Raw genomic sequence first — 13,338 nt, 5'->3', positions numbered from 1 at the left:
GTGGGAAAACGGGATGCCGTGCGGGACGCTGGTCGCGCCGTCCTGAACCTGCTTTCCACGTCATTACTATCGCGCGGAGCCGCGGTGCCTGCATCGATCGCACCCGTTGCGTCATTCAGCACCGTATCCGCCAAGAGCCTGCCATGAGCACTCCCGCACTTTCCCTCGACAACGTCACCTGCACCTTCGTCTCCCGCGACGATCGCAGCCAGCGCTATACCGCCGTCAAGGAGACCACCCTGGACATCCAGCCCGGCGAGTTCGTCTCCGTGGTGGGGCCGACCGGCTGCGGCAAGTCCACCTTGCTGAATGTGGGGGCCGGCTTGCTGCAGCCCTCGATCGGCGAGGTACGGGTGTTCGGCGAGCCGCTGCGCGGCATTAACACCCGCGCTGGCTACATGTTCCAGGCCGAAGCCCTGATGCCGTGGCGCAGCGCGCTCGACAACGTCATTGCCGGGCTTGAGTTCCGCGGCATGGCGCGTGCCGAAGCGCAGCAGGAGGGCGAGGCCTGGCTGCGCCGCGTCGGCCTGGGCGGGTTTGGCGACCGCTATCCGCACCAGCTCTCCGGCGGCATGCGCAAGCGCGTGAGCCTGGCCCAGACGCTGATACTGGATCCGGACATCATCCTGATGGACGAGCCGTTCTCCGCGCTCGACATCCAGACCCGCCAGCTGATGGAAAACGAGGTGCTGGATTTGTGGGCGGCCAAGCGCAAGGCAGTGCTGTTCATCACCCACGATCTTGACGAGGCCATCGCCATGAGCGATCGCGTGGTGGTGCTGTCGGCAGGTCCCGGCACGCACCCGATCGGCGAGTTCGCCATCGACCTGCCGCGCCCGCGCGACGTGGCCGAGATCCGCAACCATCCTCGCTTCATCGAGCTGCACGCGGCCATCTGGGACGTGCTGCGCGAGGAAGTCCTCAAGGGCTATGCGCAGCAGCGCAAGGTGGCCTGAGACGGCCTGGCGCGCTTCGTTCCCATTCAATCCGGTCTGATTTCAATTCGAGTTTCGATTCCCATGGCTTTCCGTCCCGACTCCAAGGGCATGCTGCGATTCTGGCAGTTGCTCGTCCTCGTTGTGATCCTCGGCGCCTGGCATGCCGCCACGCGCTCGCAGCAGGTTGCCTTCTTCTTCGGTGAGCCGCTGATGGTGGCCCAGCGCATCTGGAACTGGTTCGTCGTCGAGCGCGACATCTACGTCCACCTCGGCGTGACCCTGATCGAAACGCTGCTGGCCTTCGGCATCGGCACGGCCGCGGGCCTTGGCGTTGGCCTGTGGCTGGCGCTCAGCCCGCTCACCTCGGCCATCCTCGATCCCTATATCAAGGCGATGAACTCGATGCCGCGCGTGATCCTGGCGCCGATCTTCGCCGTCTGGTTTGGCCTGGGCATATGGTCAAAGGTAGCGCTGGCGGTGACGCTGGTGTTCTTCATCGTGTTCTTCAACGTCTACCAGGGCGTCAAGGAAGTCAGCCCCGTGGTGCTGTCCAATGTGCGCATGCTGGGCGCGAACCGCAAGCAGCTGCTGCGCCATGTCTATCTGCCGAGCGCGACCAGCTGGGTGTTTTCCTCGTTGCATACGTCAGTCGGCCTGGCCTTCGTGGGCGCGGTGGTGGGCGAGTACCTGGGCTCGGCGCGCGGCGTCGGCTACCTGATCCTGCAGGCCGAGGGCACCTTCGACATCAACACCGTGTTTGCGGGCATCGTGGTGCTGACCGCGGCGGCGCTGATGCTGGATACGCTGGTCGGCAGCGTGGAGAAGCGGCTGATGAAGTGGCAGCCCAAGAGCGGAGAGACCGAGCGGCTGTAAGCCAGCCGTGGGGCTGGCGCCCGGGCGATAGCGAGAGTGAGCCGGGACGTGGTGGAAGTTGGCTTTAATTTATTGTTTTACAATAAAAATTGTTTGTAAAACAATCATTTCCGCATAGAATCACGACTTGCTCACCGTCACCGGAGTCGCTATGCATCCTCCTGTTTCCTCACGCATCGTCCGTGTCAGCTGGTGCTAAGCCAGCGTGATGCCCAATGCTGACCGCGGCGCGAACGCCATGCGCCGCCGCCAGTGGCCGATCGTGGTGGCGCTGGTGCTGGTGGCGCATGGGCTCGTGCTGGGTCCGGTGCCCTGGCCGGCACGGCAGGCCTCGCTCTCGTTGCCTTGGCCGGGCGAGCGGGACCCGCGGGCCATGCAGTGGGTGGCAGTGTTGCCGTTCACCGGGTTGCCAACGCCGGCCGCTACCGTCAAGCCCGTTGCATCCTCTCCCAAGCCGCAGACCTTGCCTGCGCCTCGGCCTGAGCGCGCGTGCGCAGGGCAGCCCGGCCGGGAGCCAGTCGCAACGATGGCTTTGCCGCCCGGGGCGGGCGTACCTTTCAACAGTTCGAGCGCGGCCAGCGTGCCCATGCTGCCGCTGGCACCAATGCGCTCCGCAGATCCGGCATCTGCCACTGGCGTTGCGCGGGACAATATCGCCCGCAGTCGTCAGCGGGGCGAGGCCGTCTTCGAGCGCGCCGCCTCTGACGCGGTGGCCTCGCCTGCGCAGCGGCTTGCCGCGGGCATGGCAGGGGCCGCGCAGGGCGAAGCCCTTGTCGAGTCGCAGGTGGGCACGAGTCGTACCGCGCGCGTGCGCGGCGCTGCAGGGACTTACTGCTTGCGCATGAAGGATCCAAGCCTGAAGGTCGATCCGTTTCGGCAGGAGCTGGCGCTGCCGTCCAATTGCCCGCCTTAGAGGCCATCTCCAAAAGGATGCTGGCGTCGTTGCACGGCGTTGGCCGATCCACTTGACTGTCTGCGGCCGCCCGCCTAGCCAGAACCGCTTCGCTTCATTTTGAAACCGCCGCTTAGTGGTCCCGCCAGCTTTGGCGCGACGCGAGCCCGGCCCCGGCGCCTGCCACCGCGGTCACCGCGAAGCGCACGCTGACGGTCAGGCCGCCGCCCGGGGTTTCCTCAAGCGCCACCGTGGCGCCATGGGCGCGCGCGATCTGGCGCACGATCGGCAGGCCCAGGCCGCTGCCATCCTGCCCCGGGGTGGATTCGCCGCGATAGAAGCGCTGGAATACCTTGTCGCGCTCGTCGGCAGCAACGCCCGGGCCGTTATCCACCACTTGCAACAACGGCTGGTTCTCCGGACCCGCCACGCGGACCGTCACCTGCGCGCCGGGGCCGGCATAGCGGATCGCGTTGTCCACGAGGTTGCCGGCCAACTCCTGCAGCAGTTCCGCTTGCCCCAAGACTTGCACCGGCGCATCGGCTTCGAAGCCCAGGTCGACCTGGCCGGCCCGCGACACCGGTGCCCATTCGAGGGCGACGTCCCTGGCCAGCGTATCGAGGCGCAAGGGCAGCAACGCCGGCGCGTAGCCACTGTCCGGTTCCAGGCGCGATAGCGAAAGCAGTTGCTGCACGCCCTTGGCGGCGTGGCGCACGGTATCGTGCAGCGGCCGCAGATGGCGAAGGATGCGTTCGCCATCGCGCTCGCGCAGCGCCAGTTCTGACTGCGCCTGCATGATGGCCAGCGGGGTCTTCAACTGGTGGGCGGCATCGGCAAAGAAGCGCTTGCGCGCCAGCAACATGCGGTGCAGGCGCGCGACGTACTGGTTGATCGCCTCGACCAGGGGCTTCATTTCTGCGGGCAGGTCTTTTTGCTCCAGCGGCGCCAGGTCGTCGGCGCCACGTTCGGCCACCGTGGCGCTGAGCCGGTGCAGCGGCCGCAGGCCGCGCCGCACGCCGAACCACACGATGCCCAGCGCCAGCGTGACCAGTACCATTTCCTGTTGCAGCGAGCCGGCCAGGATCTCGTGCGCCAGCGACTGGCGCGGCTCGATGGTCTCGCCGACCAGCACCCAGACCAGCCGCGCTTGCCCCGACGGCATGTCGCGCACCGGCAGCGGCTGCGCCGCCATGCGCACCGGCTCGCCGCGGAAAACGGCGTCGTAGAAGACGGTCTTGTAGAGCGGCTGCTTTGGCGTGGCCGGCATCGGCAGGTCGTCGTAGCCGGTCAGCGTGGCGCCGTGCTCGTCGCGAATCACGTAGTAGATCCGGCTGCCGGCCTCGGACTCAAAGATCTCCAGCGCCAGGTAAGGCACGTCGATGGCGAAGCGGCCCTCATGCAGGCGGATGCCTTCGCGCATCGATTTGAGCGAGGCTTCCAGCGTGCGGTCGAACGCCACGTGGGCGGCGTCCATCGCACGGTGATAGGTCATCCATGCGTCCATTGCCAGCAGGGCCAGCAACGGCAGCAGCAGCCAGAGTGACAGTTGCAGGCGCAGGCTCGGGACTCTCATCGGGCAGCCGGCGTGGCCATGTTCGCTTGTGCGCAGGCATCGAGCAGGTAGCCCAGCCCGCGCAGGGTCACGATGGCCACGCCGCTGCCTTCGAGCTTCTTGCGCAGGCGGTGCACGTAGATTTCGATGGCGTCCGGGTTGACCGATTCGTCGATGCCGAAAATCTTCTCCGACATGGCTTCCTTGTTGACGGCGCGTCCGTCGCGCAGCATCAGCACCTCGAGCACGGCGCGCTCTCGCCGGGTCAGCGCCAGGGGCTCGCCGCCCAGCACGAAGGCTCGGCTGATGCCGTCATAGCACAGCGGGCCGCATTGCAGTTGCGTGCTCTCGTGACCAAAGCTGCGGCGTATCAGCGCGCGCGCGCGCGCCTCCAGCTCCGACAGGTCGAACGGCTTGGACAGGTAGTCGTCCGCACCAAGATTGAGCCCCTTCACACGGTCCTCGACTGAGCCGTGCGCGGTCAGGATCAGCACGGGCATGGCATTGCGCCGTTGCCGCAGGCGCCGCAGCACCTCCAGGCCATCGAGCTTGGGCAAGCCCAGGTCGAGGATGACCAGCGCGTAGTCCTGAGTCGAGAGCAGGTGATCTGCCGCGCGGCCATCGTGCATGCAGTCCACGGCGAAGCCCGCCTGGCCGAGCGCCTCGACCAGGGCATTCGCCAGCATCACATTGTCTTCAACGAGCAGGATTCGCATTCTCTTGGCGGGCAGGGCGCCCGGGTGAAATCGGTAAAAGCGGGGGAGGGCCGCGAAGGCGGGCCGCGCTGAGAAATACAGGTATCCGGCCCGACTTTGAAGCTAGGGAAACTCCCAACCCCGAACGCCGGCGCGGCGATGAAATCCGTCGAATTTCGAAAGCGAACTGAAAGTGCGCCTGCCATACCATGCGTGCCATCCCGGGGGCCTGCCCGGACATCACCACAACAATCACAACTCACAAATCACAAGAGGAGACAGCATGAAGCTGAAATCGATCGCGCTGGCAGCAGTCGGCATGAGCCTGGCCGGTGGCGCAGCGGCGCAATCCAGCGTGACCCTGTACGGCATCATGGATGCCGGCATCGAATACGCCAGCCATGCCGGCCCGAATGGTTCGGTGGTCAAGATGACTTCGGGTGGCAAGAACACGTCGCGCTGGGGCATGCGCGGCAGCGAGGACCTTGGCGGTGGGCTCAAGGCACTGTTCCAGCTGGAGAGCGGCATCGCCATCGATACAGGCCGGCTGGATTCCGATGGCACGCTGTTCGATCGGCGCGCCATTGTTGGCTTGTCCAGCAAGTACGGCCAAGTGGTGCTGGGCCGCACCTTCACCACCACCTATGATTTCATGCTGCCGTTCGACCCGATGGGCTACGCGCCGAATTACTCGTGGGCGACCTCGGCGACCGCTACCGGCGAGCGCAAGGATGGCTTGTTCTCGCGCGCGTCCAACGCGATCCGCTACGACGGCACTTTTGGTGGCGTGAAGCTGGGCGCCACGGTGGCACTGGGCGAAGTGGCCGGCAGCTTCAAGAGCTCGTCCAAGTACGATCTCGGCGTGGGCTACAGTGCGGGCGGCTTTGCCGCGGCCGCCACCTGGGACCGCCAGAACGGCGCAGGCACCAGCACCACGCCGGCCGATGTCACGGACTACATTCAGGGCATCCACGCTGGCGCCAGCTATGACTTCGGCGACCTGAAGCTTTACGCGGGCTATCGCAACTACAAGCGGACCTTCACCACGGCAGCCGCGTCTCATCGCAGCGATATGTATTGGGGCGGCGCGTCGTATGACTTCACGCCGGCGTTCACGTTGTATGGCGCGGTCTACAAGCAGAATATCAAGGGCGGCAGCGATGCCGATCCGATCCTGTTCTCGGTGCGCGCCCAGTACGCGCTGTCCAAGCGCACCACGGCTTACCTGTCGGGCGGCTATGCCAAGGCGCGCAACGGGCAGAATGTGAGCTTGTCCAGGGACTTCATCGGCTATGCAAACAACCAGGTGGGGGTGACCGCCGGCTTGCAGCATCGCTTCTGATGCGCGCAGTGATGGCTGCGTGAAACGCCGCCGAGCAAGAAAAAAGCGCCTGGTGCTACGGCACCAGGCGCTTTTTTTGCTCTTGCACGGCGCCAGAGGCGCGCAACGTCAGGGCACGATGACGATCTTGCCGGTGACCTTGCGGGCTTCCATGTCTTTCAGGGCTTGCGGCGCCTGCTCCAGCGCATAGCGCGCGGAGATATGCGGGCGGATCTTGCCTTCCTTCATCCAGCCCAGCATCTGCGCCATGTTGGCTTGATTGGCCTTGGGCTCGCGCCGCGCAAAGTCACCCCAGAACACGCCCACCAGCGAGGCGCCCTTGAGCAGCGCCAGGTTCAGCGGGAGCTTGGGGATTTCGCCATTGGCGAAGCCCACCACCAGGTAGCGGCCGCGCCAGCCGATCGAGCGGAACGCCGGCTCGGCGTAGATGCCGCCCACCGGGTCATAGATCACGTCGGGGCCGCGGCCATCGGTCAGCGCCTTCACGCGTTCGCGCAGGTCTTCGGTGCTGTAGTTGATCAGCGCATCGGCGCCATGGTCCTTGCAGACCGCGAGCTTTTCGTCGGTGGAGGCCGCCGCGATCACGCGCGCGCCGATGGCCTTGCCGATTTCGATGGCGGCCAGGCCCACGCCGCCGGCAGCGCCGAGCACCAGCATGGTCTGGCCCGCTTTCAGTTCACCGCGGTCGATCACCGCGTGGTGCGAGGTGCCGTAGGTGAGGGTGAATGCCGCGGCGGTCTCGAAGTCGATGCCCGGCGGCATCGGCACCACGGCGGCGGCGGGGGCCTTGGCCTGCGAGGCAAAGGCGCCGTTGCCCAGGTAGGCGATCACATTGTCGCCGGGCTTGACGTGCGTCACCCCTTCGCCCACCGCATTGACCACGCCGGCCAGTTCCGAGCCGGGCGAGAAGGGCAGTTGCGGCTTGGCCTGGTATTTGTTCTGGATGATGAGGACGTCGGGGAAATTCACGCCAGCCGCCTTCACATCGATGACGACTTCGCCCGGGCCGGGCACCAGGTCCGGCAGGGTTTCGAGCACCAGCGAATCAGGCGGGCCCCAGGCTTTGCAAAGTACGGCTTTCATCATGTCTCCGGTGATATGTTCGATGCCCGGCAGAAGACGGCGCAAAAGGGTGCATGCGCGGTGCACGCGTGGTCCATGCCAGTTGCGCCAGGCAGGCCCGGGCAAGTGTAGCGCAAAAATAGCACGGTCGTTCTGTTACAAGCTGGCGAGCCGCCGCCGGGTACTGGTTTTGCAGCAGGATTTGCGCTGCGGACAGGCCGCTTGCGGCAGCCTTGTCAGGTACAATCCCGGCCATGCATATCCTCCTCGCAAACGATGACGGTTACCTGGCGCCGGGGCTAGCCGCGCTACATGCCGCGCTGGCGCCGCTGGCGCGCATCACGGTGATTGCACCTGAGCAAAACCACAGCGGTGCATCCAACTCGCTGACCTTGCAGCGGCCACTGTCCATCTATGAAGCCCGGGAGGGCGTGCAGAAAGGGTTCCGCTTCGTCAACGGCACGCCGACCGATTGCGTGCATATCGCGCTGACCGGCTTGCTCGACGAGAAGCCCGACCTGGTGGTGTCCGGCATCAACCAGGGCCAGAACATGGGCGAGGACGTGCTGTATTCCGGCACCGTCGCCGCCGCTATCGAGGGCTTCCTGCTCGGCATTCCCTCGATCGCTTTTTCGCAGGTGGACAAGGGCTGGACCCATCTTGACGCCGCCGCGCGCGTGGCACGCGACATTGTCGAGCGCTATATCGCCAGGCCCTCGGCCGAGCCGTTCCTGCTCAACGTCAATATTCCCAGCCTGCCGTTCGAACACATCAACGGCTACCGTGCCACCCGGCTCGGCAAGCGCCATCCGTCCCAGCCGGTGATCAAGCAGGTCAACCCGCGCGGCGATACCAACTATTGGATCGGGCCCGCCGGCGACGCGCGCGATGCGAGCGAGGGCACGGATTTCCATGCCACGGGCGAAGGCTTCGTGTCGCTGACCCCTTTGCAGCTGGACCTGACTCACCGCGGGCAGCTCGAGCAGGTCAACCAGTGGCTGGCATAAGCCCTTGCCCGCGCAGTAGCCGGCCGTCATGAGTTCCGTCCCGCGTCGCCCAAAATTTCCCCTGTCGCTGGACGCGGTGGTCGAGCGCAAGCCCGCGCCGGCGCGTACCGCTGGCATGCCTGCCGTGGGCGGCGCGCGCGGCGCGGCGATGGCTGCCAAATCGCGCGCGGCCAAGGCGCCTGCTGCGCCCACCCCGGCAGCGAGCGCCGTGCAGGCGCGCGCCAGTGCCGCCACGGCGGGCGGCGGCGGCATGGCCTCGGAACGCGCGCGTGGCGCGCTGGCGGCGCGGCTGCGCGCGGCCGGCATCCGCGACGACCGCGTGCTCGACGCGATTGCTACCATCCCGCGCCACCTGTTTGTCGAGCCCGGCCTGTCGTCGCAAGCGTATGAAGATGCGGCGTTGCCGATCGGCCACCAGCAGACCATCTCCAAGCCGTCGGTGGTGGCTCGCATGATCGAGTTGTTGCGCGATGGCCTCGGCGCGGATGAGCCGCTGGAGCGCGTGCTGGAAATCGGCACCGGCTGCGGCTATCAGGCGGCCGTGCTGAGCCTGGTGGCGCGCGAAGTGTTCTCTATCGAGCGGATTCGTCCGCTGCACGAACAAGCCAAGGCGAACTTGCGGCCGCTGCGGGTGCCAAACCTGCGCCTGCATTATGGCGATGGCATGCTGGGTTTACCCCAGGCGGCGCCGTTTTCGTCGATTATCCTGGCGGCGGCCGGCATGGAGGTGCCTCAGGCGTTGCTGGAGCAGCTTGCCATTGGCGGGCGGCTGATCGCGCCCGTGGCGGTACCTCCCTCCGCCGGCGGCCCAGGGCAGACCGTCACACAGCAATTATTGTTGATCGAGCGGCGTAACCGGCATCGATTTCACCGGACCGCGCTTGAAGCCGTTTTCTTTGTGCCATTAAAATCGGGCACTATCTGAGTCGAACTATGCACAATATCGTGAACACGGAACGTTTCGCCCGCGCCGGGCAGCTCGCTACCGCCTCCCTGCTGCTGGCCTTGCTGGCCGCCTGCGCCTCCTCGCCCATGCCGGCGCCCGTGGTGGACCGCACCTCCGGAGCCGGCGTCGCCGGTGTCGTCCCGCTGGAGCCCGCGCCGCCTGGGTACTATCGCGTCAAGCGAGGCGATACGCTTTATCGAATCGCGCTCGAGAACGGCCAGTCCTATCGCGATGTCGCGGCCTGGAATTCGCTGGCCAATGCCAACCAGATCGAAGTGGGTCAATTGTTGCGCGTGGCGCCTCCTGGCGCCGACGTCAACGCGGGCACCGGCGTCGCCACCATGCCGGTGGCGCCAGGCGGCGTGCAGGGCCAGCCGATCGACCAGGCGCGTCCTGTGCCCACGCCGGTTCCGTCGACAGCCACTGCTGGCGGGGCTTCCGCGCCCGTGGCGGCGGGCTCCGCGCCAGCCGCCGATGGCTCGGTCAAGCTGGCATGGCCGGTCACCGGCCAACTGATCGGGCGTTTCGACGAAAAAGGCAACAAGGGCATTGATATTGCCGGCAAAAAGGGCGATCCGGTGCAAGCAGCCGACGATGGCCGCGTGATTCACGTTGGCCCCTTGCGCGGCTACGGGAATCTTGTCATCATCAAACACAACGATACATATCTCACTGCGTACGGCCACAACGACAAGGTGCTGGTGACGGAGCAGGCAACGGTCCGCAAGGGACAAAAGATTGCAGAGATGGGCAACAGTGACACCGATCGTGTGAAGCTGCATTTCGAGGTACGCAAGAACGGGAAACCAGTCGATCCGATGCGGTATTTGCCGCCACAGTGAGGGTTCATGCCACGCCAGAAAACTGTCTCCACCGGAAGCACCAGCCGCGCTCGGCGTCCCAAGCAGCCGGAGTTGCAGCAGTCCACTGGCGTGGCGCAAGCCGATGCCGATGCAGATTCCGAGTCCTACGGCCAGGACCCGGCCGCCGACTTGGTGCCGCTTACCGATGAGCCCATCACCACGGGTACGGCGGTAGGCCTGCGCGAGGCCGACCTGATGGTCGAGGAAGTCGAGCGCCAGGCCCGCGACGAGGACGAAGAAGAGTCCGAGGACGAAGAAGAAGGCGAGGCCGCAGCCGAGCCGGCTGCGCCCGATCATGACGACTTCCGCACCGTGCTGCACACCGAACTGGCAGCCGACACCGTCCAGCATTACCTGAATCGCATCAGCATCAAGCCGCTGCTGTCTGCGCCGGAGGAGCTGCATTTTTCTACCCTGGCCAAGGGCGGCGATTTCTCGGCGCGGCAGGTCATGATCGAGCGCAACCTGCGGCTGGTGGTCAGCATCGCCAAGGGCTACCTCAATCGCGGCGTGCCGCTGCTGGACCTGATCGAGGAAGGTAATCTCGGCCTGATGCACGCCATCGAGAAATTCGACCCCTCCCGCGGATTCCGTTTCTCGACCTACGCCACATGGTGGATCCGCCAGAGCATCGAGCGCGCCATCATGAACCAGGCGCGCACCGTACGCCTGCCGGTCCACGTCATCCGCGAACTCAACCAGGTGCTGCGCGCCAAGCGTCATCTGGAGAAGGGCGGCACCGACGGCCGCGATGCCAGCCTGGAAGATATTGCCCACCTGCTGGGCAAGACCCCTGACGAAATACAAGACGTGCTCGCGCTCAACGAGCACACCACCTCGCTCGACACGCCATTCGATCTCGATCCCGGATCCAGCCTGCTTGATTTCCTCTCGGACGAGCACAACGCCGCGCCCGACCAGGAAGTCGCCCACCGCGAGCTGGAAAACCTGATGAAACAATGGTTGGCGCGTTTGTCCGAAAAGCACCGCTATGTTGTCGAGCGCCGCTTCGGGCTTAATCACATCGAGCCGGCCACGCTGGAAGAACTTGCCGAGGAAATGGGGCTGACGCGCGAGCGTGTGCGCCAGATCCAGCAAGAGGCGCTGGTCAAGCTCAAACGCCATTTTGCTTCGCAAGGCGTGCGCAAGGACGCTGTTCTATGACACCTGTGCTGGTATTCGACATCGAGACGATTCCCGATGTCGATGGTTTGCGTCGTCTGCACGACCATCCCGATTCCATGACCGATGCCGAGGTCGCCGAACATGCTTTCGCGGCCCGCCGCGAGAAAAACGGCACCGATTTCCTGCCACACTACCTGCAGCGCATCGCGGCCATTTCCTGCGTGCTGCGCCGTAATCAGCGCGACGGCACACCGGTTTTCCATGTGGGCTCGCTTGGCACGCTGGAAGACGGCGAGGCGGTGCTGATCCAGAAGTTCTATGACCTGGTGGCGCGCTACTCGCCCCAGATGGTGTCGTGGAACGGCGGCGGCTTCGACCTGCCCGTGCTGCATTACCGCGGGCTGGTGCATGGCATCGTGGCGCCGCGCTACTGGGAAATGGGCGAAGGCAGCGAGTCCGACAGCCGCGAATTCAAGTGGAACAACTACATCAGTCGTTACCACATGCGGCACCTGGACCTGATGGACTTGCTGGCGATGTACCAGCCGCGCGCTAGCGCACCGCTGGACGATCTCGCCAAGCTGTGCGGGTTTCCCGGCAAGATGGGCATGGACGGCAGCAAGGTCTGGCAGGCCTACCAGGACGGCCAGTTGCCCGCGATCCGCGATTACTGCGAAACCGATGTCGTCAATACCTACCTGGTGTACTGCCGTTTCCAGTTGATGCGCGGCGGCCTGACGCCGAAGCAGTTCGATACCGAAATCGAATTCGTGCAGGAGTCGCTCGCCGAGTTGCCGGGTTCGCAGTGGATCCAGTACCTCCAGTCTTTCCGCATCAAGCCGGTATATGCCGGCGGCGATGACGACGAAGAACCGGAAATCTAAGCGCCGCTCCGTTACAGGCCCCTATTCGTCCGCCAGCGACAGGTAGATCGGCTGGTGGTCGGATGCCCGTGTTTCGCCATCCACCTCGCAGCACAGCACGCGCGACAGCAGGTCCTCTGTCAGGAATGCGAAGTCACAGGCAAACGGCGCCTGCGGCCATTGCTCCTTGTCATACAGGGCGCAAGTTGGCGCATGGGGCTTGCCGGGGTGGGTATGCGTCCAGGCGTCGTGCCAGCCGATGATGCCGGTTTCGTGGCAACCGTCGTATGGCGCCAACATGCGCAGGTAAGCGATATCGTCCGGCGCGCCGTTGAAATCGCCGCACAGCACGGCGGAAGCGGGCCGCGCTTCGGGCGTGAACGGGCCGGGCCCAGTCTCGCGCAGGCCGGGTTGGCTGGCGTGCTCGCAGGCCTCGCGGTGCCAGGCGCGCAGCGCGTCGGTCTGGGCCGCGCGCTGATGTGTCGAGTAATACTCCAGGTGGGTGCAGATCACGCGCAGGCGACGCTCTCCCGCCATTACCGTCGCTTCCAGCGCCACGCGCGGCATCGACGGGACGGTTGGATCGGTGGGCCAGGGCAGGGCATGGCGAAACACTTCGAGCAAGGGCAGGCGGGTGGCGATGAGGTTGCCGAACTGGCGTGGCGCGCCGTCCGCGGTGAAACGGTCCACCGCAGGCGCGTAGAGGATCCGGTAGCCGGGCAGCAGCGCTACCAGCTCGGCCACCTGGTCGGGCCCAGGCTCGCCTGCGAGGTCGGAATAGCCGCGCGTCACCTCCTGCAGGCAGATTACATCGGCGTCGGCGATCGCGTGCAGCGTCCTGACGGTGCGGGCCAGGTCGACGCGCCCGTCGGCGCCACGACCCCACTGGATGTTCCAGGAAATCAGTTCCATGTCGCCCCCTGCTCGGTTGCCACGGCGCGCGGTGCCGGTGTTCTGTGCCGGGAGTGCCTCGCGCGTGCTGCACCCATGTTGCGCCTATCTCGCGCGCTTGTCCCGGTCTTCATGCCGCCGGGCTTGCCGCAGGGCCGCCCGGCTGTGCGTCTGGACTACAATCGCGCTTTCACAAAACAATACGTCAGGTTCCCCAGGTGTCTCAAGCCGTGACTCTTACGCAAGCCCATTCTGCGCCAGAAGGTGGCGCCTTCGCCTCCCCGGCCGT

At 65.6% G+C, this 13,338-nt stretch carries 13 protein-coding genes; 9 read left to right on the top strand and 4 right to left on the bottom strand.

What is annotated here, in order from left to right; all coding sequences use genetic code 11:
* Window positions 1-143 precede the first annotated feature (143 nt).
* The 3 genes from AC1Q7Q_RS17060 to AC1Q7Q_RS17050 all read left to right on the top strand — a co-directional run bounded on the left by AC1Q7Q_RS17060 (window position 144) and on the right by AC1Q7Q_RS17050 (window position 2,724).
* Window positions 144-956: an ABC transporter ATP-binding protein gene (locus AC1Q7Q_RS17060; RefSeq protein WP_492372443.1), complete on the top strand. Its 813-nt coding sequence runs from the start codon at window positions 144-146 to the stop codon at window positions 954-956.
* Window positions 957-1,019: 63 nt separating this feature from the next.
* The gene (locus AC1Q7Q_RS17055; protein ID WP_492372442.1) at window positions 1,020-1,811 is read left to right on the top strand and encodes an ABC transporter permease; all 792 of its coding nucleotides are present in this window, start codon (window positions 1,020-1,022) and stop codon (window positions 1,809-1,811) included.
* A 208-nt stretch (window positions 1,812-2,019) separates the two neighbouring features.
* Window positions 2,020-2,724: a hypothetical protein gene (locus tag AC1Q7Q_RS17050; RefSeq protein ID WP_492372441.1), complete on the top strand. Its 705-nt coding sequence runs from the start codon at window positions 2,020-2,022 to the stop codon at window positions 2,722-2,724.
* A 112-nt stretch (window positions 2,725-2,836) separates the two neighbouring features.
* Here AC1Q7Q_RS17050 and AC1Q7Q_RS17045 read toward each other — a convergent pair whose 3' ends face one another.
* Window positions 2,837-4,276 carry a sensor histidine kinase gene (locus AC1Q7Q_RS17045; RefSeq protein WP_492372440.1) on the bottom strand — a complete coding sequence of 480 codons (1,440 nt, stop codon included), beginning with the start codon at window positions 4,274-4,276 and terminating at the stop codon, window positions 2,837-2,839.
* Window positions 4,273-4,971: a response regulator gene (locus AC1Q7Q_RS17040; protein ID WP_492372439.1), complete on the bottom strand. Its 699-nt coding sequence runs from the start codon at window positions 4,969-4,971 to the stop codon at window positions 4,273-4,275. The genes AC1Q7Q_RS17045 and AC1Q7Q_RS17040 overlap by 4 nt, the downstream gene beginning before the upstream one ends.
* Before the next feature lie 262 nt (window positions 4,972-5,233).
* Here AC1Q7Q_RS17040 and AC1Q7Q_RS17035 point away from each other — a divergent pair, with 262 nt between their 5' ends.
* The gene (locus AC1Q7Q_RS17035) at window positions 5,234-6,292 is read left to right on the top strand and encodes a porin (RefSeq protein ID WP_492372438.1); all 1,059 of its coding nucleotides are present in this window, start codon (window positions 5,234-5,236) and stop codon (window positions 6,290-6,292) included.
* A 108-nt stretch (window positions 6,293-6,400) separates the two neighbouring features.
* On the opposite strand, the gene AC1Q7Q_RS17030 is transcribed toward AC1Q7Q_RS17035, so the two are convergent.
* A complete protein-coding gene (locus tag AC1Q7Q_RS17030; protein ID WP_253927666.1) occupies window positions 6,401-7,375 on the bottom strand; it encodes an NADPH:quinone oxidoreductase family protein in 975 nt (324 codons plus the stop codon).
* 233 nt (window positions 7,376-7,608) lie between these two features.
* Here AC1Q7Q_RS17030 and surE point away from each other — a divergent pair, with 233 nt between their 5' ends.
* The 5 genes from surE to AC1Q7Q_RS17005 are packed head-to-tail and all read left to right on the top strand — an operon-like array spanning window position 7,609 to window position 12,179.
* Complete coding sequence (gene surE, locus AC1Q7Q_RS17025; protein WP_492372437.1) at window positions 7,609-8,361, top strand: 5'/3'-nucleotidase SurE; 753 nt, start codon at window positions 7,609-7,611, stop codon at window positions 8,359-8,361.
* Between the two features lie 28 nt (window positions 8,362-8,389).
* Window positions 8,390-9,286, top strand: coding sequence for a protein-L-isoaspartate(D-aspartate) O-methyltransferase (locus tag AC1Q7Q_RS17020; RefSeq protein WP_043347478.1), 897 nt, complete (start codon window positions 8,390-8,392; stop codon window positions 9,284-9,286).
* Window positions 9,287-9,294: 8 nt separating this feature from the next.
* Window positions 9,295-10,149 carry a peptidoglycan DD-metalloendopeptidase family protein gene (locus AC1Q7Q_RS17015; RefSeq protein WP_492372436.1) on the top strand — a complete coding sequence of 285 codons (855 nt, stop codon included), beginning with the start codon at window positions 9,295-9,297 and terminating at the stop codon, window positions 10,147-10,149.
* A gap of 6 nt (window positions 10,150-10,155) precedes the next feature.
* Entirely contained in the window at window positions 10,156-11,334 is a 1,179-nt protein-coding gene (gene rpoS / locus AC1Q7Q_RS17010) for an RNA polymerase sigma factor RpoS (RefSeq protein ID WP_492372435.1), read from the top strand.
* Complete coding sequence (locus AC1Q7Q_RS17005; protein ID WP_174423309.1) at window positions 11,331-12,179, top strand: 3'-5' exonuclease; 849 nt, start codon at window positions 11,331-11,333, stop codon at window positions 12,177-12,179. Before rpoS ends, AC1Q7Q_RS17005 begins: the two co-directional genes overlap by 4 nt.
* Window positions 12,180-12,200: 21 nt before the next feature.
* Here the strand turns inward: AC1Q7Q_RS17005 and AC1Q7Q_RS17000 are convergent, their stop codons facing one another.
* Window positions 12,201-13,070, bottom strand: a complete 870-nt coding sequence (locus AC1Q7Q_RS17000) for an endonuclease/exonuclease/phosphatase family protein (RefSeq protein ID WP_492372434.1) — start codon at window positions 13,068-13,070, stop codon at window positions 12,201-12,203.
* Between the last annotated feature and the right edge of the window lie 268 nt (window positions 13,071-13,338).

This window comes from Cupriavidus sp. GW823-FHT07A04 (assembly GCF_058794615.1).
Note: the sequence above shows the minus strand (reverse complement) of the source record. Positions and strands in the feature narration are given on the sequence as shown.